We start from the raw sequence: 25428 nt of genomic DNA on the forward strand, positions 1-25428 counted from the left end.
CCGCAGGGGCGGCCGAGTGAGTGTGGGCGGCGCCGGAATTCCGCGCCTTCAGGACCTCGCCTACGTCGAGGTCGCCGCCCTCGGTGTGGCCGGCGGGTTCACCTTCGAACAGATTCGCTGCGCGTTGGTGAACTGGGCCGCGGCCGTCTCGCGGGAGGGGGACACGGACGGGTCCTTCGACGAACGGAAATGGGACCTGGCCAGGGAGGACAGCAGGAAACACGTCCACAACACGGTCGAGGTGCTGAAGGAACTGATGCGACTGGGATGGGTCGAGAAGCACATCCTGCCCTCGACCCGGAAGTCCGCCTACGCGCATGCACAGGTGACGTTCTCGCTCACCGAAGCCGGGCAGGCGTGGGCCGAGCTGGTCGGCGGCGACCGGCTGGCCGGATACAACGCCCTGACGGCCGCACTCCTGGACGCCCACCCGCAGTTCGCCGGATATCTGCAAGTGGTGGGCGCGACGGGCTCGCGCCCCGGTACGGGGGCCGGGCACCTGACCATTCCGCTCCTGCGTTCCGACAGCGGTGCCCGGCTCTCGCACGAGCAGTTCCTCGGTGAGTTCGTCGAGTACGCGGCCACGGCGGCACAGCACGGAAATCTCGGCTGGACGGCGTCCCGGGCGGCGATCGATGCCGGGGTGCGCGGCTACGTGACACAGGCCGAGCAGCGCTGGCAGGCCCGGGAGCGGGTCATGAACCGCAAACAGTTCATGCTCACCTGTGAGGAGGCGATCGTCCGATTCGCCTTCCAGGCCGCCGGATGCCGCCTCGACTACATCAGTCATGAACTGCTGCGCAGGTGGACCAGGTTCCTCGGCCTCGCCAACTTCAGCTACTACGCACCCGGGCCGTCCGCCCTGAGGTTCTGGGCGACCGCCGACCTTGCGCGGCGGGGCGAGTCGCTGGAGATCCACAGGGCCGTGGGCCCCCAGGCCCGGAGGGCCGCGCTCGAAGCCCTCCTCCAGGTGTGGCAGGAACAACGGGCCGACACGGCAGGGGACATGTACCTGCCGATCTGGAAGGTGCGTGCCGCCGTCTCCTGGCGACAGCGCATCAGCGACGACGAGTTCGACGCGGCCATCGTGGAAGCCCTCGCCGGTGACCACACCGGGCTGGGACTCCGCATCCACCTCGACCAGGCATCCCACGGCGCCACTCCGGCGTCCACCCGACCTCTGGTGATAGCGACGCAGGGCGGCCTGCCCCGTGTCTTCAACGTCATTCGCGTCGTCCCGGCGCACACGGACGACGAGAAGGAGTCCCGATGAGTCCCTCACCGACCCCGCTGGCCGGCCCCGTCTGGCTGAAGAAGCGGTGGCACCTGCGGAACAATCCGTTCCCGAGCACGGGCATCGCCCGGCTGGGAGGCACCGACCTCCGCGAGAACGGACTGCTGTACGAACCGGACGTCAACGCCGCGCAGTTGCGTGAAGCGATCGACAAGTTCGTCCTCGGTGCCGCCTTCTCGGGACTCAAGTTCGGATACCTCTGGTCGACGGGTACGGCGCCGGGCGACTCCGACGCCCGCGGATTCGGGAAGTCCGTCTTGATGCAGCATCTGACGGGGATCCTCAACAAGGACTTCGGGAAGGAGGCCTTCCTGTCGGCCGGGCTGGACGAGGAGGACGCCGCAGAGCTTCCGATGTGCGGCCTGCTGACGAGCTTCGACACGGCGCAGATCCGTTCGCTGGGCGCGGCCCTGTTCACGGCGGTGGAGTACGCGACCGACTTCAGGGTGAGCGACGACGACCTCACCCTCGCCCAGCTGCTTCGCAGGCAGCTGATCGACAGAACGGGCAGCGACGACCCCAGCACCCTGCTCAAACTGGTGGCGGACGAGCACCGCGCACTGCGCGGACGCACGCTCGGACCGCCCGACGACAAGCTCATCGTGGCGCTGTGCGACGAGGACCCGCAGGTCGCGGTCGACTACCTCGACAAGGTCAAGCCGGCCTCGCGGACCCGCAACGGATCGGTGTACCTGGCCACCTTCCTGTTGTTCGCGGCGGCCGCCGGGATGAAACGCGTGCTGTTGTGCTGCGACCAGTTGGAGGACCTGGCCAGCACGACCACGGCGCGCGCCAAGCGGGACCTGGAAACCGAACGGTTCCGCGACGTCATCGTGGAGACCCTGCCGATGGCGGACATGCTCAGCGTCGTCGTCACCATGCACCCCCGTGCCGCCCTCACCATCGGCACCGCCTGGGAACTGGCCGACCTGCCGCCCTTCGAGACCACCGAGGCGAACAAGCACCGCACCGTGATCCTGCCGGGTCTGCGCGACGTCGCGGAGGCCACCAAGCTGCTGACCAGGTACCTGGACGCTGCCGTCAAGACGGGATCCACGCGCCTGCAGGGGGACCTCTACCCCTTCACCGAGGCTGCCGTCGCCGCGTTGTTCGGCCGGTCGAACCGCAAGCCGAGGGACGTGCTCCGCAAAGCGCATTCGGTGATGGACGCCGCAGCCGGAGAGAACCTGGAGGTTATTGAGGTGGCTGATGTGAGCCGATTCCTGGACGCCCTGACCCCCTCGACGGGCGACGAGGCCACCCCGGGCTTCCCGGCCCCCTCCGGCACCCTCGACTGGAGCCGTGGATGATCCGGCAGAGCGTCCCGGAAGGCCACGCCCGCACCAGGCGTGCCGCACTGCGACGAGGCCGAGTCCGGTGACGGAGGTCTTACCAGGGGGGTCCGGCGATGCGGGGCGCTGCACCCGCTGCGGTGCCGAGCTCGGGGTGTGGGAGGGCGGTCGCTGTGCGTGTGCGGGCCCGCTGGGGACCAGGCAGGCCGAGTTCCTCTACGCCGTCGCGTGCACCCTTCCCGCGCCGGCTCACGTACGGGACCTGGTGCGGCTCGCCCACCACGATCACGGGCAGGTGATCGCGGAGGCCTCCGCGAAGGTCGCGGTTGCGGCCGACCGGCGCTTCTGCTGGTCGGGCTCCGGGATCTACGGTCTGTACCGGCACGGTCCGCTCCCCGGCCCACGGAACCTCGAACACGTGGGCCGGCTCGTCCTGGCCACGACCGGCGAACCACTGACGGCGGCCGCCCTCGAATACTGCCTGAAGGCCTCGGGGTACCGGTACAACCCTGCTTCGCTGAAGAACGCCCTGCATCAGTCGGCGCACATCGCACCCCTCGTGGACGGGCGGTGGACGCATCCGGTGGGAGACGAGGCCGAACACCGGCTGCTCAGGGAGGTACGCGTCGTACCGCCCTCCCGCCACCGGGAGTGGCCCGCGCTGCGCGACGCCCTCGCCCGCCGGTTCAGGGAATCCCTGATCAAGCGCGAGGCGCGGCTGCGGGTGCCCATGCGGCCGTGCCGGCCGGGCCTCGACTGGGGCAGCCAGCCGACTCTGTGGTCATGAGCCCGGCCTGACTCGGGGGCCCGTGGCAGTGCCCGTTCTGGCGGCAGGGGTCCTCACCCAGCCGCCGCCCTGCCCCGGGCCCGGTCCTCGCGGGCCGCCTGGTCGGGGTGGCGGGCGCGCCAGTACGGGTTGTCGTGGGGGAGGGCGCTGCCCACCCGGCCGTACATGCCGAACCACATCAGCATCACGCCGACGACGAAGCTGAACAGCACGTTCTGGATTTTGAAGGCCAGGAAGTTCAGACCGGTGTCCAGCAGGGCCAGGTTGACGAACCCGCTGGCGATGAAGAGCAGCCCCAGCACGATGTTGAGGGTGGAGGCGAAGGTCCCGCCGACCACCATCCCGGCGAAGAGCAGGCCGCCGATGCAGATCGACAGCAGGCTCAGCGCACCGTTGGTGTTCAGGGCCAGCACCGTGTCGCCGCCGGTGTCGAAGAAGCCGATCCGGTGGACCAGCCCGAGGATCCCGAAGGCGACGAGCAGCAGTCCCGTCAGCCCGGCGCCCACCCGGTAGACCTGGCTCAGCTTGTGGTCGCTGGGCAGGTGCTCGTCGAGCCGTGCGTTGACCGGGTGCAGCACGCGCTCCACCAGCCGGGGTCCCTGCCGCTCGGGGGGCGGACCGTAGGGCTCGTGGGGGACGTAGGGCGCGTAGTGCTCGTGCGGCTCGGTGCAGCCGTAGGCGGCGTGCGGCACGTAGGACTCGCGGGGCACGGGGGGCGCGTGGCGCTCGCGGGGCCTGTGGAAAGTGTGGGCAGCCATGGCGCCCTCCTCTGTTCCGTTCCCGGCACCCTCCAGCATCCGCCGCCGCCGTCACACGGACAACTCCGGACGCCGACCGGTTTCACCCGCCGGCGCGGCGTCCCCGCATATCGGCCACCACACGGCCCACCGCCGCCCGGACCTCCTCCATCTCCTGGAGGAAGTGCCAGTAGTCGGGGTGGCGGCCCTCCAGCCCGGCGAGCGCCCGCTCCATCCGGGCCACCGACTCGTCCAGCGGACGCGCGTGCCGCGGGTCGGGCACGCTGCGGCCCTCCATCGCCAGGCGCTGCGCGTCCCGGATCGCGAACCGGGTCCGCCGCACCTCCGCCTGCGGGTCCCGCGCCACCGCCTCCAGCCGCGACAGCCGGTCCTGCGCGGCCGACACCGCCTCGTCGGTGGCGTCCAGGCCCGTCCGCACCGCCTCGACCAGCTCCGTCACATCGGCCCAGCGCTGCTCGTCACGCGCCCGGCCGGCCTCCGCCAGCCGCTCCTCGGCCTGCGCGACCTCACGTACGGCCTGGTCGGGGACGTGCTGTAGGTCCTGCCAGCAGGCCGCGCTGAACCGGCGGCGCAACTCGCTGAGCACCGGATCCACCCGGTCGGCCCGGTTGCGCAGCGCCTGCGCCCGGGTCCGCAGGCTCACCAGCCGCCGGTCGATCTCCGCCGCACGCTCCGGCAGCCGCTCCGCCTCGGCCCGTATGCCCTCCGCGTCCCGCAGGATCCGGTCCGCCCGCTGGACGGTCTCCTGCACGCCGTGCCGCGCCGCGCCCTGGTTCAGCTTCGTCAGCTCGGGCCCCAGCGCGGCGAGGCGCGCGGCCAGGTCGTCGGCCCGCATCCCCTTGGCCCGGACGGAGTCCAGCGCGTCGCTCGCGGCCAGCAGTGCGGCCTTCGCCCGCTCCCGCGCCGGCGCGACCCGCGCCAGCTGCGTCTCGGCGGTGTCCAGCAGCGGCCGCAGCCCCTGCGCGAACCGCTCCAGCTCCCCCTTGACCCGCACGAGCTCCTCCCGGGCCCGGGTCAGCTGCTGCCGGGCCTGCGCGGCGACGGAGCCCTCCAGGTCGACCCGGTCCAGGTCGTGCGCGTCGACGGCCTCGATGTAGACCTGGCTGACCTCGTCGATCCGCCGCCCGAGCGCGGCGAACCCGTCGGCGGCCTGCCGCGCGGCGGGAGACCCGTCGGCGGCGGCGATGGTCTCCATCGAGATCCGCAGGTCCCGCTGGGCGGTGTCCAGCTCGTAGAACGCGGCCGCGGCGGCATCCTTGGCCGCCTGCGCGTCGGCCCGCCGACCCTCGTCCCGCCCTCCGAACCACCGCCGGGATGCCGTCGTCACAATCCCTCTCCCGTGCCCCGTCCGCCAAGCCCCGGTCCATTCTCCCCCACGGGAACGCGTTTGCGTGGGGGGTGCGCCCTGCATGTAGGCTGTCCACTCGTCCACGGGTGCGTAGCTCAGGGGTAGAGCGCTGCTCTTACAAAGCAGATGTCGGCGGTTCGAAACCGTCCGCGCCCACCAGTGCAGAGGCCCCCAACCGATCATGGTTGGGGGCCTTTCGTGTCTGCCGGATCACCAGGAGAGGTCGCGCAGGCGGGGTGGGTGGTCCGGGGTGAAGCGGATCAGTTTGGTCGCCGGGTCGTTCAGGGGGTCCGAGAAGCGGGCCGGCCAGGTGTGGGGGCCGGGGCCCAGGTAGCGGGTCAGTTTGCGGAGGGCCCGGGGGAGGTCCAGGGGGACGGCCTCGGCCGTGCCCCGGCAGGTCACCGACAGGACCTCGCCGGCGGCGAGGTCGCAGGTGTCGATGACCAGTGCGACGCGGGGGTCGGCCGCGAGGATCCGTTCCATGCGGGAGTAGGACCCGGTCAGCCACCAGAAGGCGCCGTCCTCCCAGAGGAACCACACGGGGCGGACCTCGGGGCCGTTTGTGGCGACGCGGGCCACGAGGGGGCGGGCGAGGAAGTCGTCGACGTCCACCGGACGTGCCTTTCGATCGGGTGCGGGGATCGTCCGATCAGATCCGGCGGATGGTTCGCGGGTCATGCAGGCGCGGGCCGGTTCGTCAAGTCACGTTCTTCCGGGGCGTGACCCGGAATGCCCGGATTGTGCTTACTTGAGGTCCGGTCGCTACGGAACGGCGGAGCGACGGAGAGCGCAGAGGAGCAGCAGGCATGTCCCATCATGTGCACACCCCGAACCCTGCCCCGGCCAAGCGCCGGATGTTCCGCTACACGATGGTCCTGACCTCGGCGGCCTTCATCGCCGGCGGGATCGCCTCCCTGGCGACGCCCCACGCCTCGGCGGCGACCGCGCCCCGGGCTCCGGCGGTCCAGGAGCGACTGATCGACAACGGGCCGACTCTGATCGGCGTACCCGGGAGGTGATCCTCTATCTACGAGCCCCCGGCCGGTTGCGGCCGGGGGCTTCGGGTGTGCGGGGTGCGGTCAGGCGTTGGGGCGCTTTCCGTGGTTGGCCTTCTTCTTCTTGCGGGCGCGCTTCTTGTTTCCTCGCTTGGCCATCGGGCGTCTCCTCGAATCACCTGTACGTGGATGTTCCGGGCGTTCGCCAGTCTAGGGTCCGGGCCGGTTTCCCGCGCGGCCGCGCGGGGACCATCCCGCAGGGGGGTGAGGGACGTGGCCGGTGCCGGGGAGTGGGTCTGGCCCGCGGCCTTCGGTCTGGGCGCCGGCTGGCTGGGGCTGGCGGCCTGGTGGCCGGGCCGGGGCCGGTTCGAGCGGGAGCGGGACGCCGAGCGGGAGCGGCTGCTCGCCCGGCTGGGGGAGTGGCAGCCGGAGGACGGGGACGAGCCCCGGCTGGTAGACGCCTCGACGGGGCGGGGGGCGGGGCCCGGGGAGCGGCGCGACGACTTCACGACGGTCCTCGTCGAGTACTACGCCTACGGGCTGGCCCAGGCGCGCAGCAGCTTCGCCACCAGCCAGCGGTTCGCCGGAGTGGGGGCGGCCGTGCTGCTCTTCGGGATCGCGCTCGGGGTGTGGAAGGCCGAAAGCGCCGGGGACGCGTACATCGGGGTGGTGACCAGCTCCGTCGGCCTGGTCGTCACCCTCGTCGGGCAGCTGTTCCACCAGCGGGCCGACGCCGCCCTGCGGCACATGACGGCCCAGACGGCCTCCCTCCGGCAGGACCGGCGGGCCGAGGAGAACACCCGGCGGGCGATCGCCCTGCTGGAGGAGGTCGCCGACCCGGACCTGCGGGGGCGGCTGCAGGCCGGGCTCATCATGCGGCTTTCCGGGGCGGAGCTGCCGCCGCCGGGGCCATAGTGGAGGTATGTGCCGCTCCATCAAGACCCTGCGCCCGCCCGCCATCCCCGAGAAGGCCACCGAGGAGGAGATCCGCGCGGCCGCGCTCCAGTACGTACGGAAGGTCTCCGGGTTCCGGGCGCCGGCCGCGCACAACCGGGAGGTGTTCGACGCCGCCGTGGACGCCGTCGCCGAGGCGACGCGGCTGCTGCTGGACGGGGTGCAGGTCCGCGGGCGGGCCGCCACCGCCGTCTGAGGTCCGGGGCGGGGGTCAGCGGGCCTCCGCCGCGCGGCGGCGCAGCAGCCAGATCCCGGCACCGAGCGCACCGGCCGCGAGGGTGCCGCCGACGACGATCTGGGCCCGGCTCATCGAGTCCATGCTGCCGCCGAGGCCGCCACGGGCGGCGCCGGGGGCGACCTGGAGGGTGACGGTGACCCGGCGGCCGCCGGGACCGCCGCACTCGAAGGAGACGGGGTAGGAGCCGGGCGCGGCGTCGCTGAAGACGGTGGCCGAGCCGAAGAGGTTGGAGGCGCTCGCGCTGCCGGGGGCCAGGGCGACGTCGTTGAAGACGCGGGAGGAGGCCCGGGCGGTCCGGGTGCCGCAGCCGTCGACGTTCAGGCTGACGCGGCCGCCCGGCGAGACGGTGCCGGGGGAGACGGTGGCGGAAGGGGTGGCGCCGCCGGCGGGTGCGGCGGAGGCGAGCGTGGCGGGTGCGGCGGCTGCGATGACCAGTGTCGCGGCGGCGACTCCGGTCAGGCGATGCCGGATGCGCGTGGGGGGCATGGCGGGGATCTCCTCGGGCTCCTGGAGCGGCGCGGCCGGGGCACGGATGTGACGCCGATTCGGTGTCGCGCCGTGTTCTGGACGCTAGAAGCCCGGGCGGGAGGCGGCGATCGCTGCCGGGTGAACGGGTGACCCGCTGCCCCACCCGGCCTAGTACGGGAGGAGGCCGCGCCGGGTGACCCCGTCGCGCCGGCCGGGGTCAGGCCGCTGCCGCCGGGCCGCCGGGCCGCCGGGCCGCCGGGGTCAGGCCGCGGCCGCCGGGGTGGGGGACGGGCGGCGCAGGAGGACGGCGGCCAGGGAGCCCGCTGCGAACAGGGCGACCGTCGAGACCGCCGTGCCCAGCCAGGCCGTGCCCAGCCACTGGGTGCCGAAATAGCCCAGGGCCACGCTGTAGCTCGCCCAGCTGATGCCCGCCAGCACCGACCAGGGCAGGAACTCCCCGACCTTGCGCCGCGTCTTGCCCGCGCCCAGCGAGACCACCGACCGGCCGGCCGGGGCGAAGCGGGCGAGGACCACCAGCAGGCCGCCGCCCCGGGCGAGGGCCGTGCCCAGCCGCTCGTGGGCCCGGGTCAGGCGGCGCGAGCGGGCGATGACGCGGTCCAGACGCGGACCGCTGCGCAGGGCCAGACGGTAGGCCGCCATGTCACCCAGCACCGAGGCCGTCGCCGCGACCGCCAGCAGCAGCGCCACGTCCGGCACCCGCGCGGGCGACCCGCCGGCCGCCGCCGCGGCGGCAGCCGCGCCGCTGATCACCAGCACCCCGCTCGGCAGCACCGGAAGGAACACGTCGAGCAGGACCGACACCGCCACCAGGACGTAGATCCACGGGCTCGCGGTCAGCGACCCCATCGTCTCGATCACAGCGGGACTCCCCAGTCCGGAGCGCCGCGTGGTCGCGGGGAGGCGGCAGGGGCGGCTTGACAGCCATACAGCGTAGCCCCGGCGCCCCCGCCCCGGCGCCCCGGCCTACTCACCTCCGGTGAGCCCCCGGTCCAGCACCGTCACCAGACGGGCACCGGGCCCCGGCGAGCGGGCCTGGTCGAGCCTGAGGCGGGCGTCGCGCCCCGTCAGGGTCAGCGTCATCAGCTGGTTGCCGAACCACGGCCCGCCCGTACGCCGCCAGCTCAGCGGCGGCCGCCCCGTCCGGCCGTGCCGGGAGAAGCCGCGCCCCAGCCAGCGGCCCAGCCGTGACCAGCCCAGGCGGAAGCCCCACCTGACCGCCGGGTGGATGGAGTTGTGCACCGGCGAACAGGTCAGCTGGAAGACCCGCGCCGTACTGGGTATGAGGGGCTCGGCCACGTACGCGTGGTGGACGTCCCCCGACAGGACGGAGACCGTCGCCGGAGCCTTCGGCCCCGTCCCGACCTCCTCGATCAGATCGCTCAGCGCGGCGAAGGACGCCGGGAAGGCCGCCCAGTGCTCCAGATCGCTGCGCCGCCGCACGTCCTCCCCGATCCGGGCCCATCTCGGCCCGCGCTCCCCGCGGCAGAGCGCGGCGTTCCACACCTCCGCGTCATGGATCAGCGGCGGCATCAGCCACGGCAGGGAGGAGCCGATCAGCAGATGGTCGTAACCGCCGTGTCCGGCCAGCGCGTTCTGCCGGAGCCAGCGCTGCTCCGCCGGGTCGAGCATGGCCCGCCCGTCCTCGGCCAGCACCCGCGCGGCCCGGGTGTCGACCATCAGCAGTCGGGTGCGGCCGAAGTCCCGCCGGTAGCTCCAGCGGACGGACGCCGGATCGGCGTCCGCGGCGGCCGCGAAGGCGCGCAGCGCGTCCGTGCCGTCCGGGGTGGCGCGTACGGCCGCGTAGACCGGGTCCGCCGCCAGTTCGGCGGGGGAGAGGTTGCCCAGGTGCTGGTACACCCAGTACGACATCAGCCCGCTGAGGACCCGCTCCGGCCACCACGGGGTCGCGCGCATCTCCGCCTGCCAGGCGGCGCTGGTGTTCCAGTCGTCGATGACGTCGTGGTCGTCGAATATGTGCAGGCTCGGGACGGTGGACAGCAGCCAGCGGATCTCGGGGTCGCCCCAGGACTCGTCGTAGAGGCGGGTGTACTCCTCGTAGTCCGCGACCTGCGCGCCCGGGGCCTCGCGCAGGTCCCGGCGGGCCGCCAGCCACCGCCGGGTCTCCTTCGACAGGTGGTCGGCGTAGACCTGGTCGCCGAGCAGCAGCAGGAGGTCCGGCCGGACCTCCGACGGGTCGGCGGCCAGCCGCGCCGCGAGGGTGTCGAGGGCATCGGCGCCGTGCGGTCCGCGCCGGCCGGCGGGCGGGGCGGCCTGCCGGCACGAGCCGAAGGTGATCCGCAGGCCGGGTGCGGGACGGTCGGGGCCGCCGCCCACCGCGGGGGCGGCGATGGTGCTCGGCGGGAAGCGGCCGCCGGGCTCGGGCCAGACGGGGACACCGTCGAGCAGTACCTCGTACGCCGTCACCGTGCCGGCCGTCAGACCGGTGACCGGTATCAGCGCGTAGTGGTGTCCGGTGATCTGGAAGGTGCGGGCGCTGCCGCCCGATCCGTCGGCGCACCGCACCTCGGCCGTGCACGGACGCTCCGCCTCGATCCATATCGTGGCGGAGCCGCCCGTGTCCCAGTCGACGTGACGCAGCAGCGGTCCCAGTCGCAGTCCGGCCATCAGACTCCCCCTCCTCGACAGCCCTTTCGATCACGGTACGGGGCGGGGCGGGGGCCCGGCCTCCCCCTGGCGGGGGATAGCGGGGGTGAAAAAACCCGGGGAGACGGGCGGGGTCAGCAGCCGTTCAGGACGTTCACCAGGGCGGTCTTCTCCCCGGCGTCCATGCTCAGCCCCCAGTACTGCTTCACCTCGACCCAGGCGCGGGCGTACGTACAGCGGTACGCGGTCCGCGGCGGCAGCCACTTGCCGGGGTCGAGGTCGCCCTTGGCCTGGTTGACGTTGTCCGTGACGGCTATGAGCTGGGGGCGGGTGAGGTCGTTGGCGAACTGCTGGCGCTTGGCGGTCGTCCAGGTGCTGGCGCCCGAACGCCAGGCCTCGGCGAGCGGGACCATGTGGTCGATGTCCACGTCCGAGGCGGCGGTCCAGGTGGCGCCGTCGTACTCGGAGTACCAGCTGCCGCTGACGGCGGCGCAGGAGGAGTCGGTGACGACGTTGACGCCGTCGCGCTTGAGGACCGTCTCGCGGGTGTTGCAGGTGCCGGAGATCGTGATCCAGTGCGGGAACTGGCTGCGGCTGTAGCCGGTGAGGGAGCCCTCGGCGGCCGGGGTGACGGTGGCCAGGTAGGCACGGGCCTCGGCGGCGCTGATCGGGGTGGGCGGGGAGGCCAGGGCGGCCGGGGCGTTGACGAGGGAGGTGAGGGCGGCGAGCGCGACGGCGGACGCGAGGACGCCGGCGCGTCCGGCGCGGCGGATGTGACGCGCGTAGAAGGAGGGCGTGCGGGCGGACGTGAGGGCCATGAGGGGCTCCCTGAAGCGGGGGGTGGTGACCGTTCGGCCCCGGCGGGGCGCGGCCATGGTGGCGGCGCCGGATGTCGGGGGGATGGGCGCCAGATGACAGATTGCCGACATGGGCACGTCACATCAAGAAGATCAACGGCCCCTATTCAAGGGGAAGTTGAGATTCCGCCTGTAGGGGTGGGGCAGGGTGGGGCCAAGCTCACATTCCGGGCGGACCGGCGTCACGGCCGTCGTCGCGTACCCTGAACGGAGCAGAAGGGGAGTAGCTCTTCGCCGGACCGTCGACATACTGCTGGGTCACCCCAGCCGGCGCCCGGAGGCGGACCGCGTCAGCGGTCGGCCAGCGAGACCTTCGGCCGCAGTGTCCTGTCCATGTGACGCGACGCGCGGCGCGGCATGCCCACGGGGCATGCGCGCGGCGTTCATCGCGTTGACGTACCCAGGGCGCCGCCGAGCCGAAGCGACCCCTGAAACACCCCAGGTCTCTCGGTCCCGATGGCGTCCTGCCCGACCGATCGAGGTTTCACTCCGTGTTCAGCTTCACCGTGCTGGCGATCGCCTTCGGCGTCGTCTTCCTCGCCGAACTCCCCGACAAGACCGCCCTGGCCGGCCTGATGCTCGGCACCCGCTACCGCGCCTCCTACGTCTTCGCGGGCGTGGCCGCCGCGTTCGCCGTGCACGTCGCCCTCGCCATCGCCGCCGGCAGCGTGCTCACGCTCCTGCCGCACCGGCTCGTCCAGGCCGTCGTGGGCCTGCTGTTCCTCGCGGGCGCGGCCATGCTGCTGTTCAAGAAGGGCGACGACGAGGAAGAGGTCAAGGCGCCCGCCGACCAGTCCTTCTGGAAGGTCTCCGGCGCGGGTTTCATGCTGATCCTGGTGGCCGAGTTCGGCGACCTGACCCAGATCATGACCGCCAACCTCGCGGCGCGCTACGACGACCCGCTCTCCGTCGGCCTCGGCGCCGTGCTGGCGCTCTGGGCGGTGGCGGGCATCGGCATCCTCGGCGGGCGCACCCTCATGAAGTACGTCCCGCTGCGGCTCATCACCAAGGTCGCGGCCTGCGTGATGCTGGCGCTGGCCGGGTTCTCCCTCTACGAGGCGATCGCGGGCTGACGCCGGACCCGTCGTCCTTCGCCCCCTCGCCCCGCGCGGCTACCGCGCCGGGGTGAGGGTGAGGCGGACCGTGCCGTCCTCGCCGGCTTCGACGCGGACCGACGTGAGGTCGTCGACGTGCACCGTCGGGCCGTGGGCGGCGGCGCGGGGGCCTATGCCGATCACGCGCATGCCAGCCGCCAGGCCCGCCGCGATGCCGGCGCCGGAGTCCTCGAAGACCACGCAGTCGGCCGGGTGCGCGCCCAGTTCGGCGGCGCCCTTGAGGAAGCCCTCGGGGTCGGGCTTGCTGGCCCCGACGGACTCGGCGGTGATCCGCACCCGAGGCATCGGCAGGGCTGCGGCCGTCATGCGGACCCGGGCCAGGGCGGCGTCGGCCGAGGTGACCAGGGCGTGCGGCAGGCGGGCGATCGCGGCCATGAACTCCGGCGCGCCGCCGATGGGCACGACGCCTTCGGTGTCGGCCGTCTCGCGGGCCAGCATCTCGGCGTTCTCGGCGTGGTTGAGCTCCATCGGGCGCTCGGGGAGCAGGACGGCCATGGTGGCGTAGCCCTGGCGGCCGTGGACCACCTTGAGGGCCTCCTGCGGATCCAGCCCGTGCGACAGCGCCCAGGCGCGCCAGCAGCGTTCGACCACCGCGTCGGAGTTGACGAGGGTGCCGTCCATGTCCAGGAGCAGGGCCCTGGCGGTGAGGACGACGGGGGCGGCGGAAGCGGTGCTGGCCGACATCGGCGGGGCTCCAGACGGGCGGGAGAAGAGAACAAGTGGTTCCGTCCACCGGTCAGGGGGTGTGGACGGAACCACTTTGTTCCTACAGGATACAAAACCGGGGGCGGTGCGCGCCACCACCGGTCGCGTGACCTATCCCTCCAGGGCCCGCCGGGTCGCGGGGCCATAGACGCCCCAGGAGTCCTCGTAGATCCCGGACTGCATCTGGAACTCGGCGACGGCCCGCTCCACGGAGCGGCCGTACCGGCCGTCGAACCGGCCGTCGTACATCCCCTGGTCCGCCAGCAGCCGCTGGAGCTTCAGCACCTCGGGCCCCGAGTCGCCGGAGCGCAGGGTCGCGGGCTTGGCGGGCGGCGGCTGGGGCGGGGCGACGGGCTTGGTGGAGCGGGGCGCGCTCGCGGAGGGGCTCGGCGACGGGGCCGCCGACGTACGGGAGGGGCTGGGGGACGCGGACGGCGACGCCGACCGGGACGCGCTCGCCGACGCGGACGGTGAGGCCGACGCGGAGGCGCTCTCGGTGGGTCCGGCCGGCGACTCCGACGGGCCGCCCGGGGCCGCGCCGGTCACGGGCACCGACGGCTTGGGGTCCGCCAGCGTGCCGCCGTCCTTCCCGGAGTCCGTGAAGAGCCCCAGTGCGAGCGCCACCAGGCCGACGGCCACCACCGCGCCCGCCGCGGCCAGCAGCGGGACGGCGCGCCGCCGCTTCGGCTCCGGCCGCCCGGGGCCCGGCCGGTGTCCGCGCGGGCCGGGCCCCTGCGGGGGTACGGCCCGCAGCTGCATGGTCTGGTCGGCCGCGGGCGGGCCGGGCAGGGCGGAGCCGGGGGCGTGCGGCGGTGCCGGGACGGGCGGGAACATGGCCGTCGGAGCCTCGGCGCCCCCGGCCGGCGGCGCGGCGAGGTCGGAGGGGCCGGAGGGGCCAGCGGAGTCGGCGGGGGCCGCGGCGACGGGCGGGATCATGGCGGTCGGGGCGTCGGCGTGCCCGTCGGGCCAAGCTGTCGGATGAGGCGGCAGGTGCGGGATCGCGGTCGTGGCCGCCTCGGGGCCCCCGGCCTCCCCGGCCGGGGCGGGCGGGACGGGCGGAAGGTGAGGGATCGCGGTCGTGGCCGCCTCGGGGTCCTGCGGGCCCCCGCCCGGGGCGGGCGGGACGGGCGGCAGGTGCGGCATCGCGGTCGTGGCCGCCTCGGGGCCGCCGGCCTCCCCGCCCGGGGCGGGCGGAACAGGCGCAAAGTGCGGCATCGCGGTCGTCGCTGCCTCGGGGGCCTGCGGGTTCCCGCCCGGGGTGGGCGGGACGGGCGGGATCACGGTGGTGGGGGCCTCGGCGTGCCCGGTGGGCCAGGCCGCCGGGGTGGACGGCAGGTGCGGGAGCGCGGTCGTCGGGGCTCCGGGGTCACCCGGGGGCGGTTGCTGGGGGTCGGTCGGGAGGGCCGGGAACGGGGAGCCGGGGGTCGGGCCCGGCTGAGCCACGGCGCCCAGGACCGGCTGGGGCGGGGTCTGCGCCGGGACCGTCCCCCCGGCGTCGGGCGCGGGCATGTACGGGCGGATGCGCAGCGGGTTGAACCCCACCCCCCGCGCACACGCGCAGTCGGCGCCCACGGCGCCGCATTCCGGACAGCGCTCAGCGCTCACTGATAACCCCTCCCCTGGACACTGCCAGCGATTATGCAGACCCCTTCGGCCCCACCCAACCCTTCCGACAGGCCATAACGGTGCATACCGCTCAGGATGGAGATGTTGATCCGGCGTGAGGAGGAGCCGATGGCCCAGGATGTGACCGCCTCGCCAGTGAACCCCGCCCAGGGCGCCGAGCACGCGTCGCGCGAGGTTCTCGTCTCGATCGGGGCCCTGTTGCTGGGTCTGCTGATCGCCGCACTCGACCAGACCATCGTCTCCACGGCCCTCCCCACCATCGTGAGCGAGCTGGGCGGCATGGAGCACCTGTCCTGGGTGGTCACCGCCTACATGCTGGCCTCAACGGCCGCCACCCCCCTGTGGGGCAAGCTCGGCGACCAGTACGGGCGCAAGAAGCTCTTCCAGTCCGCCATCGTCATCTTCCTCATCGGCTCCGCGCTCTGCGGCCTCGCCCAGGACATGCCGCAGCTGATCGGCTTCCGCGCCCTCCAGGGCCTGGGCGGCGGCGGGCTGATGGTGCTGTCGATGGCGATCGTCGGCGACATCGTCCCGCCCCGCGAACGCGGCAAGTACCAGGGTCTCTTCGGCGCCGTCTTCGGCGCGACCAGCGTGCTCGGGCCCCTGCTGGGCGGCCTGTTCGTGGACCACCTCTCCTGGCGCTGGGTCTTCTACATCAACCTCCCCATCGGTCTCGTCGCCCTCGTCGTCATCGCCGCGGCCCTGCGCATCCCGGCCCGCTCCTCCCGGCACACCATCGACTACCTCGGCACCGTCCTGATCGCCGGCGTCGCCACCTGTCTCGTCCTCGTCGCCTCCCTCGGCGGCAGCTGGGGCTGGGGCTCCGCCCGGATCGTGGGCCTCGCCGTCCTCGGCGCGGTCCTCCTCGTCGCCTTCCTGTTCGTCGAGCGCCGGGCCGCCGAACCCGTCCTGCCCCTGAAGCTGTTCCGGATCCGCACCTTCACCCTCTGCTCGGTGATCAGCTTCATCGTCGGCTTCGCCATGTTCGGCGCGATGGTCTACCTGCCGACCTTCCTCCAGGTCGTCCGGGGCGTCTCACCGACCATGTCCGGCGTCCACATGCTGCCAATGGTCCTCGGCCTGCTGATCGCCTCCACCGGCTCCGGGCAGATCGTCAGCCGCACCGGGCGCTGGAAGGTCTTCCCCATCGCCGGCACCGCCCTCACCGCCGTCGGACTCGTGCTCCTGCACCGGCTGGAACGGACCAGCTCCGACCTGGAGATGAGCGTCTACTTCTTCGTCTTCGGCGCCGGCCTCGGCCTGGTCATGCAGGTGCTCGTCCTGGTGGTGCAGAACGCCGTCAGCTACGCCGACCTCGGAGTCGCCACCTCCGGTGCCACCTTCTTCCGTTCCATCGGCGCCTCCTTCGGCGTCGCCGTCTTCGGCACGATCTTCACCAGCCGGCTCGGCGAGAAGCTCACCGCCACCCTCGCCGGTGTCCCGCTCCCGCCCGCCGCGAGCCCCGAACGGCTGGAGGCCGACCCCCGAGCCATCGGCGCCCTCCCGCCCGCGGTGCGGCCCCGGGTGCTGGACGCCTACTCCAGCGCCATCACCGACGTCTTCCTCTACGCGGTGCCCGTGGTCCTGCTCGCGTTCCTGATCTCCTGGTTCCTCAAGGAGGACAAGCTGCGCGCCTCCGTCACCGCGCCCGATGTGACGGAGACCCTCGCCTCCAACCCCGTCCAGCGCTCCTCCCGGGACGAGGTCGCCCGCGCCCTGTCCGTACTCGGCACGAGGGAGGGCCGCGTCCACGTCTACGAGAAGATCACCGCGAGGGCGGGCTACGACCTGCTGCCCGCCGCCAGCTGGCTGCTGCTGCGGATCAAGAAGTACGGCTCGGCGGACCCGGCGATGCTCGCCGAACGCACCACCGTCCCCCTCAAGGCCATCACGGACGCCGCCCGCCAGATCGAGGAACGCGGGCTCGCCGTCCGGCACGGGCTCTCGCTCGTCCTGACCGACCGGGGCCGCGAGCACGCGGACCGGCTGGCCGGGGCCCGGCAGGAGTCGCTCGCCGAACTGCTCGGCGACTGGTGGGGCCCCGAACGCCCCACCGACCTCGTCAAACTCGTCGAGGAACTCAACCGGGAGCTGTGCGGATCCGACGCGGAGGAGCCCTACGACTCCCTCCCGCGCCGCGACCACGCCGCGCCCTGAGCGGCGGACCCGGCCGGCAGCTCAGACCAGCGGCTTCTCGAACCAGTGCTGGGCGTACGGGCCGGAGTTGTACGCCGGTATCTCCCGGTACCCGTGACGCGCGTACAGGGCCCGGGCCTCCACCAGGTCGGTCCGCGTGTCCAGGCGCATCCGCTCCGCGCCCAGCGCGCGGGCCTCCTCCTCCAGCACGGCCAGCAGGGCCGCTCCGCCGCCCGTGCCCCGGGCGGCCGCGTCGACGTAGATCCTCGTGAGCTCGGCGGTGGCGGGGTCCAGCAGCCGTATGCCGCCGCAGGCCAGGGGCCGTCCGTCCAGCCGCCCGACCACGAACCGCCCCGTCGGCGGTTCGAGCCCGTCGGCCGGGTCGTCCAGCATCCCCTGGTCGATCTCGTCCTCGGTGACGGACCGCTTCCAGTACCGCCCGGCGACCTCCGCGTAGTACGCGCGCCGCAGCGCGGTGGCGTCGGTGGTCGTGAACGGTTCTGCGGTGACGGCCCAGCCGGAGCCGCCGTCAGCGGCCTTCGCCGTGCCTGCCATGGTGATCGAATTCCTGTCCATGACGCCATTGTGGAGACCTGGCGCAGTTCCCCGCGTGGAATATCCACAGGCGCGGGCCGATGATGAGAAAAGGCGTAAATCCCACGAACGAAGGGTGGACGGTCATGTCGGAGCATCCGGACTGTGCCCTGATCCGCCGCGGCTACGAGGCCTTCGGCAAGGGCGACATGGAGACCCTGGGCAGCCTGATGACGGCCGACGTCATCCACCACATGCCCGGCACCAGCCCCCTGTCCGGGCACCACAAGGGACGGGAAGCGGTCCTCGACCTCTACCGCCGCCTGGGAGAGGAGACCAACGGCACCTTCCGGGTCACCCTGGAACGCGTCCTGGTCGACGGCAGGGGCCACGCGATGTCCTTCCACACCGCCATGGCGGACCGCGGCGACCGGGGCATCGAGATCCACGAAGGCCTCTTCTTCACCATCGTCGGCGGCAAGATCACCGACATCGACCAGTGCACCCAGGACATCGACGAGACCGACGCCTTCTGGAGCTGACGGAGCCGAAGGAGCCGAGAGCCGAAGGAGCCGAAGGGCCCGGGGACTCATGCCCCCGGGCCCTTCCACGCGCTCACGGCGCCGCGCTCACGCCTTCTTCGGCGCCGCCTGCTGCACGACCTCGAACGACCACACCTGCGACCCCGACGCCGCCGGCTTCGGCCGGTCCCCGCCGCCCTGGTGCGCCGCCTTCATCGGGCCCTCCATCCACGCCTGGAAGTCCTCCTCCGAACGCCAGCGCGTGTACACCAGGTACTGGTCGGTGCCCTCGATCGGCCGCAGCAGCTCGAACCACTCGAACCCGTCCGAGTTCTCCACGGCACCCGCCCGCGAGGCGAACCGCTGCTCCAGCACCTCCCGCTGCTCGTCGGGAACGGTCAGGGCGTTGATCTTCACGATGCTCATGCCGCCATCCTAGGGATCCCGCAGGGGATATCGTCGACCCGGTGGTGATCCCCGGTGGCAGGGCGGGAGGACGGCGAGGCGTGGCTGACGTGGCGGAACACGGCGGTGCCCACGGACAGGCCGGGGTCATAGGGGGGAGCGCCAGACTCGGCGCTGCGCGCCTCCTGCTGTGGGCGCTCGCGGTGGTCCTCGCCGTCAGGCAGGCCGCCTCCGTCCTGCGCGTGCCCCCGGGCGAGTGGTTCAGCGGCCTGCACCTCTCGGCGGGCACCGCGGTTCCCGGCACCCTCTACGACGCCGGGCGGTTCACCGGCACCCCCTTCGCCGGCCTCGTCCTGAAGCCCCTGGCCGGGTTCGCCGCGCCCTCCCCCCTGGAGGTGGCCTGGACCTGCGTGACCCTGCTCCTGGTCGCCGCCGTCGGGGTGGTCGCCGCGCGCGGGCTGCCCGACCCGGTGCCGCGCCGGACCGCGCTGCTCGCGGCGCCCGTGCTGGTCGCGCTGATGATGGTCTCCCTGCCCGTCCGCGCGGCCGCCTTCCCGGGGCAGACCGCCGTCCTGCCCGTCCTGCTGGTGCTGCTCGCCGTCTTCCGGGTGCCCGGCGGGAAGCCCGCCGGCTTCCTCGTCGGCCTCGCCGCCGCCCTCCAGCCCGCCCTGCTGCTGTTCGCCCCGCTGCTGTGGCTGACCGGACGCCGCCCCACCGCCCGGGCCGCCGCGGCGACCTTCGCCGGGGCCACCGCGCTGGGCTGGGCCGCCCTGCCCCGCGACTCGTGGACGTACTGGATCCACCACCTCGCCGGCACCGGCCTCGGCGGCTCCCCCGACGGCCTCGCCAACCAGTCCGTCCACGGCGCCCTGCTGCGCTTCGGCCTCAGCGGGCCCGCCGAGATCCTCCTCTACGCCGCCCTCGCCGCCGCGATCACCTGGGCCGCCCTGCGCCGCGCCGCCCGCTACGCCCGCGACGGCCAGCTGCTGCTCGCGGTCGCCGTCACCGGCTGCGCGGCCGTCGCCGTGTCCCCGACGGGCTGGCGCCACCAGCTGCTGTGGGTGCTGCTCGCGGTGGCCGGCAAAGTGGGGGAGCGGGCCGCCGACCGGCGGCTCTGGCCCGTCGCCGTGGTGCTGGCCATCACCCTGCCGAGCGCGGTCCTGCTGCCCAACCTGGCCGCGCTGGCCCCCGTACGGGACAACGTGCCGCTCCTCGCGGCGGTGGCCGCGGCCTGCGCCGTGCCGTTCCTGCCGCGTTCCTCCCCGTACTGGCGCGAGCCGGTCCCCACCCTCTACGGACGTCCGGTCCCCGCCCGCTGGGCGCGGGTGCCGCTGCTGCCGTTCTGGCGGCGCGCGCTGTCGCGGCCCAGCCTGCTGCTGGAACTCCTGCTGATACGGGTCGGCTACTCGATCTACTCGCACATCCGCGCCGCCGCCCCGGCCGGCCGCTCCCTCGCCGAGCGGAACGGGAGCCGGATCCACGGGGCCGAGCGGATCCTCGGCATCGACATCGAACGGGCCGTGAACCGGGCGGTGGTGGACACGCCGTGGCTGGAGGCGTTCTTCGACTTCTACTACTCCTCCTTCCACTTCGTGGTGCCACTCGGGATCCTGGCCGTGCTCTACTGGCGCCGCCCCGGCGACTACCGCTGGGCGCGGGCCTCGCTGGGCCTGGCGACCGTCATCGCGCTGGCCGGGTTCTGGCTGTTCCCGCTGGCACCGCCGCGGCTCATGCCCGGCCTCGGCTTCGTCGACACCGTGCACGGGGCGCAGGACCTGGCGAACCCCTCGTACGGGGCGATGACCGCGATCTCCAACCAGTACGCGGCGATGCCCTCGCTGCACTTCGGCTGGTCGCTGTGGTGCGGGATCGTGGTGGTCGTACTCGCGCCGAAGGGGTGGCAGAAGCTGCTGGGCGCGCTGCACCCGCTGATCACGGTGTGCGCGATCGTGGCCACCGCCAACCACTGGGTGCTGGACGCGGTGGGCGGCGCCGCCGTCGTCGCGGCGGGCTTCGGGCTGGTCCACGTCCTGTCGGGGCCGCGCGGGATGCGGCTCAGCCTGCCCGTGCAGCGCCAGGCCGGGGCGGGGGAGCCCGACCGGCTGGCCGCCGCTCAGCGGTAGGGGCGCCGCCGGGGGTTCAGGGGGCGGCCGGTGGGATGTTCTGGTTGAGGCGGAAGAGGTTACCGGGGTCGTAGTGGCGCTTGAGCTCCCGCAGGCGCCGGTACTTGGCCTCTCCGTAGGCCTGCGCGACCCGGTCCTCGCCCTCCTCCATCAGGAAGTTGGAGTAGACGCCGGTCTGGTAGGGGGCCAGCGCCGACCAGAGGCCGCGCGCCCACTCCCGTTCCGCCTCGAAGCCCTCGGGGCCCTCGGTCGTCCCGTTGATGTTGAAGGTGTGGCCGTGGGACCGCCCGCCGAAGGCCGTCTCCTCCTCCCCGACGCGCCGGATCGCCCCGCCGAGCTGGAAGACCGGGAAGGCGGTGAGTGGTGAGGCGATCCGGGCGGCGTGCTCGGCGGTGAGGTCGATGATCCCGTCCTCCAGCCGGTCCACGTCGCAGGACTTGAAGTAGTACCAGCGGCCGCGCGGGAAGGACGGGTCGAACATCGCCTGGTGCGCGGTGAACGGTTTGGGCGCGCACAGGTCCAGCAGGGGCGGCGGGCCCGCCTCGCGCAGCGGCCGCAGCACCTTCTCGCCGTCCTCGACCGGCCCGGCGTAGCAGCACACCACCATCACCACCGGCCGCCCGTGCAACTCCCGCGGCATGAACGGCACGGGGGGCACCCGGCGGTGGACGACCGCGGTGGTCAGCTCGTCCGGGACGTCGGTGATCCAGTCCCGGTACAGGCGCAGCAGCCGGGCCGACTCCTCCATCGGCCACAGGACCGGGCCCGCGAGGACCACGGGGCCCACCGGGTTGAGGCGGAACTCGAACTCCGTCACGATCCCGAAGTTCCCGCCTCCGCCGCGGATCCCCCAGAAGAGTTCCGCGTTCTCCTTCTCGCTCGCCTTCAGGAACGACCCGTCGGCCGTGACCACGTCCACCGACAGCAACTGGTCGATCGTCAGCCCGTACTTGCGCATCAGCCAGCCGATGCCGCCGCCGAGGGTCAGCCCCGCCAGCCCGGTGGTCGTGACGATCCCGGCCGGGACGGCCAGCCCGAACGCCTGCGTCTCCCGGTCCAGTTCGCCGAGCAGCACCCCGGCCTGGGCGCGGACGGTGCGGGCTTCGGGGTCCACCCGGATGCCGCGCAGGGCGGAGAGGTCGATGACGAGGCCGTCGTCGCAGACCGAATGCCCGGGGAAGCTGTGGCCGCCGGAGCGGACGGCCGGGGCCAGGCCCTCGGCGGCCGCGAACCGTACGGCGTCCATGACGTCCGCCACGCCCGCGCAGCAGGCGATGAGGGCGGGGCGGCGGTCCACCGAGCCGTTCCAGACGCGCCGGTCCTCGTCGTACGTGGGGTCTTCGGGCCGCACCACGCGTCCCCGGAAGGAGGGGCCGGGCGCAGCCGTGACCGTGGCCATGACCCCAGTCTGGCACCGGGCCGGATCACCCGCACGCCCTACGGGCGCCCCCTCCGTACGGGTCCCGCCCCGCGTCTCAGGCTCCGCCCGTCGCCCGTCTGCGCAGCAGGGCGCGCAGCGGGCCGGGGCTCTCGTACCCCACCCGGCGGGCCACGGCCGACAGGGGCAGGCCGGAGGTGCGCAGCAGGTGTTCGGCCTGCTCGACCCGCAGGTCCTGGACCAGGCGGATGGGGGAGACGCCCAGGGTGCGGGCCATGGTGCGCTGGAGGGTGCGCTCGCTGACGCCGAGGTCGCGGGCCGCGTCGGCGATGGACAGGGGTTCCGCGATGCGGGCCCGCACCCACTGCTCGAAGGCGGCGACCAGCGGTTCGTGGCGGGCCATGGCGCCGGGGATCATGTAGGCGGCCTGCGAGACCCGGTCGTCCACGACGAGGTAGCGGCGGACCAGGTCCGCCAGGGCCGGACTGCGCGAGGCCACGACGGCCAGCGCCAGGTCGAGGTGGCTGAACGCGGCGCCGGCGGTGGTGACCCCGTCCGAGGTGGTGACCATCCGGGTCTCCTCCAGCGTCACCCGGCGGTAGCGCTCCCGGAACACCGGTGCCAGCCACCAGCTGGTCGTGGCCCGCAGCCCGTCCAGCACCCCTGCTTCGGCGAGCAGGAACGTACCGGTGCAGGAGGAGGCGAGCGGGGTGCGGCGCTCGCGGGCCTCGGCGAGCAGCCGGCGGGCGGCGCGGTGCGCGGGTGAGGCCACCGTCTCCAGCAGGGCGTCGGGCCGGCGTTCCATCAGGGCGGGCAGGACGAGGAGTGCGGCGTCCTCGGCGTGGGCGGCGGGCTCGGTGTCGACCCGGTGGCCGAGCCCCGTGCGGACGCGGCGGCGCACGCCGACCGTGTGGATGGCGAAGGCCGGCGGCGCGGCGCCGGCGAGCTGCCCGCGCAGGGCGTTGGCGGTGTGGAGCACGTCCAGGACAGCGGAGATCCCGGAGTCGAACACCCCGTCGAGGGCCAGTACGGCGACTTTCACGGGCCCACCCTAGCGCCCCGACGGCTGTCGGAATCCGACCGGAAGGTGCCGGATCCGACACTCCCGCCGCCGTGGGGCGGCTGTCTAGGGTCGTTGCCATGACCACGTACGAGACCGCCGCCCCCGCAACCCCCGACTCCGCGGCGATCCGCAGCCGCACCCACACCTGGGAGCCGCAGCCGGCGTCCGTCCCCGGGCTCGCGGACATGAGCGGCCTGGAGATCCTGCGGGCGGCGCTGAAGGGGAACCTGCCCGCCGCCTCGATGACGAGCACCCTGGGCTTCCGCCTCACCGAGGTCGGCGAGGGCTTCGCCGTCTTCGAGGGGGACCCCGGCGACCACCTGCTCAACCCCATGGGCACGGTCCACGGCGGCTTCCTCGCCACCCTGCTGGACTCCGCGCTCGGCTCGGCCGTCATGACCCGGCTCCCGGCGGGCACCGCGTACACCACGGTGCAGCTCGGCGTCCACATGGTCCGCCCGGTCCTCGCGGACACCCCCACCCTGCGCTGCGAGGGCACCGCCCTGCACGTCGGGCGCACCACCGCCACCGCCGAGGCCCGGATCACCGGCACCCACGACGGCAAGCTCTACGCCCACGCGACGACGACCTGCGCGGTCCTGCGCCCGGCCTGACGCCCCGCAGGCTGACGGGCCGCAGACGCATGGGCCCGCAGCTGACGCCCCACAGACGCAGGGCCCGCAGCTGACGCCCCGCAGACCCATGGCCCGCAGCTGACGCCCCCGCAGGCCGAAGGGGCGCGGGGGCGCTACGGCCCCGGCGCCCCTTCGGTGGATCGCCGCGTCCTGCAAGGATCGGCCCCCTCGCGCCATCCCGCCACTCGGATGGCCGGAGGCCGGGGGCGTCCCGGCGGACGGCAGGGGCCGGGGCGTGGGAGGTGACGGCCCCTGCCGTCCCGGGTCACGGGTCAACCGGCGGTGACCCGGAGCTCCTTGATGCCGTTGAGCCAGGCCGCCCGCAGCCGCCGGGGGCCGGGGTTCGCGGGGGCGAGCCGCAGGTCGGGCAGGGTGTCGGCAAGGGCGTTGAAGATCAGGTCGATCTCCATGACGGCCAGGGACTTCCCGAGGCAGAAGTGCGGGCCGCCGCCGCCGAAGCCGAGGTGCGGGTTCGGGTCGCGGGTGATGTCGAAGACCTCCGGGTCCCGGAAGACCTCGGGGTCGTGGTTGGCGGAGGAGTAGAACATCCCCACCCGGTCGCCCGCCTTGATCTTCTGCCCGCCCAGCTCGGTGTCCCGGGTGGCGGTGCGCTGGAAGGAGACCACGGGTGTGGCCCAGCGGACGATCTCCTCGGCGGCCGTCGACGGCCGGGTCGCCTTGTACAGCTCCCACTGCTCGGGGTGGGTGAGGAAGGCGTGCATGCCGTGGCTGATGGCGTTGCGCGTGGTCTCGTTGCCCGCGACCGCCAGCAGCAGTACGAAGAACCCGAACTCGTCGGAGCGCAGGTTGCCCTCGCCCTCGGCCGCCACGAGCTGGGTGACGATGTCCTGGGCCGGGCACTCCTTGCGTGCGGCGGCCAGGTTCATCGCGTAGCCGATGAGCTCCACGGCCGCGTTGGCGCCGACCTCCTCGGTGATCGCGTACTCGGGGTCGTCGTAGGCGACCATCTTGTTCGACCAGTCGAAGATCTTGGCCCGGTCCCGCTGCGGTACGCCGATCAGCTCGGCGATGGCCTGGAGGGGGAGTTCGCACGCCACCCGCGTGACGAAGTCGAAGTCGCCGTCCCCCGAGGCCGCCCGCGCCTCCTCGACGATCTTCCGCGCGCGGTCGCGCAGGGCCTGCTCCAGGCCCCGGATGGCGCGCGGGGTGAAGCCGCGCTGCACGATCTGCCGGACGCGGGTGTGTTCCGGCGGGTCCATGTTCAGCATGATCAGGCGCTGGGCCTCGATCTGCTCGCGCTGGACGTGCTCGTTGAAGCGGATGATCGCCGTGTTGGTGGTGGAGGAGAACAGCTCCGGGTGCGTGGAGACGTACTTGACGTCCGCGTGCCGGGTGACGGCCCAGTAGCCCTCGTCGTCGAACCCGGTGACGCCGCGCGGCTGCGCGCACCACCACACGGGAGCGGTCTGCCGAAGCCGCGCGAACTCCGGGAGCGGGACCCGTTCCACGAGGAGGTCGGGGTCGGTGGCGTCGAAGCCTTCGGGCAGCGCGGGACAGGACATCGGGCGACTCCAAAGGTCTGGCGAAGGTCTGACGGCCCATCAGAAGTT

The 25428-nt window shown here is 73.4% G+C and carries 26 protein-coding genes and 1 tRNA gene; 12 read left to right on the forward strand and 15 right to left on the reverse strand.

What is annotated here, in order from left to right; all coding sequences use genetic code 11:
- Window positions 1–16 precede the first annotated feature (16 nt).
- From ABT403_RS26905 to ABT403_RS26915, 3 genes are all read left to right on the forward strand, one after another.
- A complete protein-coding gene (locus tag ABT403_RS26905; RefSeq protein ID WP_344155747.1) occupies window positions 17–1273 on the forward strand; it encodes a hypothetical protein in 1257 nt (418 codons plus the stop codon).
- A complete protein-coding gene (locus ABT403_RS26910; protein WP_344155744.1) occupies window positions 1270–2604 on the forward strand; it encodes a hypothetical protein in 1335 nt (444 codons plus the stop codon). The genes ABT403_RS26905 and ABT403_RS26910 overlap by 4 nt, the downstream gene beginning before the upstream one ends.
- Window positions 2605–2740: 136 nt before the next feature.
- The gene (locus ABT403_RS26915) at window positions 2741–3373 is read left to right on the forward strand and encodes a hypothetical protein (RefSeq protein WP_344155741.1); all 633 of its coding nucleotides are present in this window, start codon (window positions 2741–2743) and stop codon (window positions 3371–3373) included.
- A gap of 53 nt (window positions 3374–3426) precedes the next feature.
- On the opposite strand, the gene ABT403_RS26920 is transcribed toward ABT403_RS26915, so the two are convergent.
- Together ABT403_RS26920 and ABT403_RS26925 are read right to left on the reverse strand one after the other, a co-directional pair.
- The gene (locus ABT403_RS26920) at window positions 3427–4131 is read right to left on the reverse strand and encodes a DUF4383 domain-containing protein (protein WP_344155738.1); all 705 of its coding nucleotides are present in this window, start codon (window positions 4129–4131) and stop codon (window positions 3427–3429) included.
- Between the two features lie 82 nt (window positions 4132–4213).
- Window positions 4214–5458, reverse strand: coding sequence for a hypothetical protein (locus ABT403_RS26925; protein WP_425580149.1), 1245 nt, complete (start codon window positions 5456–5458; stop codon window positions 4214–4216).
- 105 nt (window positions 5459–5563) lie between these two features.
- Here ABT403_RS26925 and ABT403_RS26930 point away from each other — a divergent pair.
- Window positions 5564–5638, forward strand: a tRNA-Val gene (locus tag ABT403_RS26930).
- A 51-nt stretch (window positions 5639–5689) separates the two neighbouring features.
- Here the strand turns inward: ABT403_RS26930 and ABT403_RS26935 are convergent.
- Window positions 5690–6091 carry a pyridoxamine 5'-phosphate oxidase family protein gene (locus ABT403_RS26935; protein ID WP_344155736.1) on the reverse strand — a complete coding sequence of 134 codons (402 nt, stop codon included), beginning with the start codon at window positions 6089–6091 and terminating at the stop codon, window positions 5690–5692.
- Window positions 6092–6285: 194 nt separating this feature from the next.
- Between ABT403_RS26935 and ABT403_RS26940 the strand changes: the two genes are divergently transcribed.
- The gene (locus ABT403_RS26940) at window positions 6286–6498 is read left to right on the forward strand and encodes a hypothetical protein (RefSeq protein ID WP_344155734.1); all 213 of its coding nucleotides are present in this window, start codon (window positions 6286–6288) and stop codon (window positions 6496–6498) included.
- 60 nt (window positions 6499–6558) lie between these two features.
- On the opposite strand, the gene ABT403_RS39085 is transcribed toward ABT403_RS26940, so the two are convergent.
- Complete coding sequence (locus ABT403_RS39085; protein WP_099895366.1) at window positions 6559–6633, reverse strand: 50S ribosomal protein bL37; 75 nt, start codon at window positions 6631–6633, stop codon at window positions 6559–6561.
- Window positions 6634–6747: 114 nt separating this feature from the next.
- Between ABT403_RS39085 and ABT403_RS26945 the strand changes: the two genes are divergently transcribed.
- The gene (locus tag ABT403_RS26945) at window positions 6748–7389 is read left to right on the forward strand and encodes a TRADD-N-associated membrane domain-containing protein (RefSeq protein ID WP_344155731.1); all 642 of its coding nucleotides are present in this window, start codon (window positions 6748–6750) and stop codon (window positions 7387–7389) included.
- Window positions 7390–7396: 7 nt separating this feature from the next.
- Entirely contained in the window at window positions 7397–7624 is a 228-nt protein-coding gene (locus ABT403_RS26950; protein WP_344155728.1) for a DUF2277 domain-containing protein, read from the forward strand.
- Window positions 7625–7639: 15 nt separating this feature from the next.
- On the opposite strand, the gene ABT403_RS26955 is transcribed toward ABT403_RS26950, so the two are convergent.
- From ABT403_RS26955 to ABT403_RS26970, 4 genes are all read right to left on the reverse strand, one after another.
- On the reverse strand, window positions 7640–8152 hold the full coding sequence (locus tag ABT403_RS26955) for a hypothetical protein (RefSeq protein WP_344155725.1): 513 nt from the start codon (window positions 8150–8152) through the stop codon (window positions 7640–7642).
- 243 nt (window positions 8153–8395) lie between these two features.
- Window positions 8396–9013 (reverse strand): DedA family protein, encoded by a 618-nt coding sequence (locus tag ABT403_RS26960; RefSeq protein WP_344155722.1) that lies wholly within the window; start codon window positions 9011–9013, stop codon window positions 8396–8398.
- Window positions 9014–9118: 105 nt separating this feature from the next.
- Window positions 9119–10780 (reverse strand): alkaline phosphatase D family protein, encoded by a 1662-nt coding sequence (locus ABT403_RS26965; RefSeq protein WP_344155719.1) that lies wholly within the window; start codon window positions 10778–10780, stop codon window positions 9119–9121.
- A 113-nt stretch (window positions 10781–10893) separates the two neighbouring features.
- On the reverse strand, window positions 10894–11577 hold the full coding sequence (locus ABT403_RS26970; RefSeq protein WP_344155716.1) for a GmrSD restriction endonuclease domain-containing protein: 684 nt from the start codon (window positions 11575–11577) through the stop codon (window positions 10894–10896).
- Between the two features lie 530 nt (window positions 11578–12107).
- Here ABT403_RS26970 and ABT403_RS26975 point away from each other — a divergent pair.
- Window positions 12108–12689 carry a TMEM165/GDT1 family protein gene (locus ABT403_RS26975; RefSeq protein WP_344155713.1) on the forward strand — a complete coding sequence of 194 codons (582 nt, stop codon included), beginning with the start codon at window positions 12108–12110 and terminating at the stop codon, window positions 12687–12689.
- A gap of 39 nt (window positions 12690–12728) precedes the next feature.
- On the opposite strand, the gene ABT403_RS26980 is transcribed toward ABT403_RS26975, so the two are convergent.
- Window positions 12729–13415 carry an HAD-IA family hydrolase gene (locus tag ABT403_RS26980; protein WP_344155710.1) on the reverse strand — a complete coding sequence of 229 codons (687 nt, stop codon included), beginning with the start codon at window positions 13413–13415 and terminating at the stop codon, window positions 12729–12731.
- 132 nt (window positions 13416–13547) lie between these two features.
- Complete coding sequence (locus ABT403_RS26985) at window positions 13548–15041, reverse strand: peptidoglycan-binding domain-containing protein (protein ID WP_344155707.1); 1494 nt, start codon at window positions 15039–15041, stop codon at window positions 13548–13550.
- A gap of 129 nt (window positions 15042–15170) precedes the next feature.
- Between ABT403_RS26985 and ABT403_RS26990 the strand changes: the two genes are divergently transcribed.
- Window positions 15171–17219 carry an MDR family MFS transporter gene (locus tag ABT403_RS26990; RefSeq protein WP_344155704.1) on the forward strand — a complete coding sequence of 683 codons (2049 nt, stop codon included), beginning with the start codon at window positions 15171–15173 and terminating at the stop codon, window positions 17217–17219.
- A 21-nt stretch (window positions 17220–17240) separates the two neighbouring features.
- Here the strand turns inward: ABT403_RS26990 and ABT403_RS26995 are convergent, their stop codons facing one another.
- On the reverse strand, window positions 17241–17774 hold the full coding sequence (locus ABT403_RS26995; protein ID WP_425580148.1) for a GNAT family N-acetyltransferase: 534 nt from the start codon (window positions 17772–17774) through the stop codon (window positions 17241–17243).
- A gap of 104 nt (window positions 17775–17878) precedes the next feature.
- Here ABT403_RS26995 and ABT403_RS27000 point away from each other — a divergent pair, with 104 nt between their 5' ends.
- Window positions 17879–18274: a nuclear transport factor 2 family protein gene (locus ABT403_RS27000; RefSeq protein WP_344155701.1), complete on the forward strand. Its 396-nt coding sequence runs from the start codon at window positions 17879–17881 to the stop codon at window positions 18272–18274.
- Between the two features lie 87 nt (window positions 18275–18361).
- Here the strand turns inward: ABT403_RS27000 and ABT403_RS27005 are convergent, their stop codons facing one another.
- Window positions 18362–18679, reverse strand: a complete 318-nt coding sequence (locus ABT403_RS27005; RefSeq protein WP_042815147.1) for an antibiotic biosynthesis monooxygenase family protein — start codon at window positions 18677–18679, stop codon at window positions 18362–18364.
- Between the two features lie 80 nt (window positions 18680–18759).
- Here ABT403_RS27005 and ABT403_RS27010 point away from each other — a divergent pair, with 80 nt between their 5' ends.
- Window positions 18760–20781: a phosphatase PAP2 family protein gene (locus ABT403_RS27010; protein ID WP_344155696.1), complete on the forward strand. Its 2022-nt coding sequence runs from the start codon at window positions 18760–18762 to the stop codon at window positions 20779–20781.
- Between the two features lie 16 nt (window positions 20782–20797).
- Here ABT403_RS27010 and ABT403_RS27015 read toward each other — a convergent pair whose 3' ends face one another.
- Entirely contained in the window at window positions 20798–22180 is a 1383-nt protein-coding gene (locus ABT403_RS27015) for an FAD-binding oxidoreductase (protein WP_344155693.1), read from the reverse strand.
- A 76-nt stretch (window positions 22181–22256) separates the two neighbouring features.
- The gene (locus tag ABT403_RS27020; RefSeq protein WP_344155690.1) at window positions 22257–23201 is read right to left on the reverse strand and encodes a GlxA family transcriptional regulator; all 945 of its coding nucleotides are present in this window, start codon (window positions 23199–23201) and stop codon (window positions 22257–22259) included.
- A gap of 98 nt (window positions 23202–23299) precedes the next feature.
- Here ABT403_RS27020 and ABT403_RS27025 point away from each other — a divergent pair, with 98 nt between their 5' ends.
- The gene (locus ABT403_RS27025) at window positions 23300–23836 is read left to right on the forward strand and encodes a PaaI family thioesterase (RefSeq protein WP_344155687.1); all 537 of its coding nucleotides are present in this window, start codon (window positions 23300–23302) and stop codon (window positions 23834–23836) included.
- Window positions 23837–24129: 293 nt separating this feature from the next.
- Here ABT403_RS27025 and ABT403_RS27030 read toward each other — a convergent pair whose 3' ends face one another.
- Complete coding sequence (locus tag ABT403_RS27030) at window positions 24130–25380, reverse strand: cytochrome P450 (RefSeq protein WP_344155684.1); 1251 nt, start codon at window positions 25378–25380, stop codon at window positions 24130–24132.
- Between the last annotated feature and the right edge of the window lie 48 nt (window positions 25381–25428).

Source organism: Streptomyces sp. NPDC000075, from assembly GCF_040301925.1.
Lineage (GTDB): Bacteria > Actinomycetota > Actinomycetes > Streptomycetales > Streptomycetaceae > Streptomyces > Streptomyces polychromogenes.

Excerpts from the sequence above, each read along its gene's own strand:
- ABT403_RS26910 (WP_344155744.1), top strand. The coding sequence starts at position 1,270 with ATGAGTCCCTCACCGACCCCGCTGGCCGGCCCCGTCTGGCTGAAGAAG.
- ABT403_RS26920 (WP_344155738.1), bottom strand. The coding sequence starts at position 4,131 with ATGGCTGCCCACACTTTCCACAGGCCCCGCGAGCGCCACGCGCCCCCC.
- ABT403_RS26940 (WP_344155734.1), top strand. The coding sequence starts at position 6,286 with ATGTCCCATCATGTGCACACCCCGAACCCTGCCCCGGCCAAGCGCCGG.
- ABT403_RS26950 (WP_344155728.1), top strand. The coding sequence starts at position 7,397 with ATGTGCCGCTCCATCAAGACCCTGCGCCCGCCCGCCATCCCCGAGAAG.
- ABT403_RS26955 (WP_344155725.1), bottom strand. The coding sequence starts at position 8,152 with ATGCCCCCCACGCGCATCCGGCATCGCCTGACCGGAGTCGCCGCCGCG.
- ABT403_RS26965 (WP_344155719.1), bottom strand. The coding sequence starts at position 10,780 with ATGGCCGGACTGCGACTGGGACCGCTGCTGCGTCACGTCGACTGGGAC.
- ABT403_RS26970 (WP_344155716.1), bottom strand. The coding sequence starts at position 11,577 with ATGGCCCTCACGTCCGCCCGCACGCCCTCCTTCTACGCGCGTCACATC.
- ABT403_RS26980 (WP_344155710.1), bottom strand. The coding sequence starts at position 13,415 with ATGTCGGCCAGCACCGCTTCCGCCGCCCCCGTCGTCCTCACCGCCAGG.
- ABT403_RS26990 (WP_344155704.1), top strand. The coding sequence starts at position 15,171 with ATGGCCCAGGATGTGACCGCCTCGCCAGTGAACCCCGCCCAGGGCGCC.
- ABT403_RS26995 (WP_425580148.1), bottom strand. The coding sequence starts at position 17,774 with ATGGACAGGAATTCGATCACCATGGCAGGCACGGCGAAGGCCGCTGAC.
- ABT403_RS27000 (WP_344155701.1), top strand. The coding sequence starts at position 17,879 with ATGTCGGAGCATCCGGACTGTGCCCTGATCCGCCGCGGCTACGAGGCC.
- ABT403_RS27005 (WP_042815147.1), bottom strand. The coding sequence starts at position 18,679 with ATGAGCATCGTGAAGATCAACGCCCTGACCGTTCCCGACGAGCAGCGG.
- ABT403_RS27015 (WP_344155693.1), bottom strand. The coding sequence starts at position 22,180 with ATGGCCACGGTCACGGCTGCGCCCGGCCCCTCCTTCCGGGGACGCGTG.
- ABT403_RS27025 (WP_344155687.1), top strand. The coding sequence starts at position 23,300 with ATGACCACGTACGAGACCGCCGCCCCCGCAACCCCCGACTCCGCGGCG.
- ABT403_RS27030 (WP_344155684.1), bottom strand. The coding sequence starts at position 25,380 with ATGTCCTGTCCCGCGCTGCCCGAAGGCTTCGACGCCACCGACCCCGAC.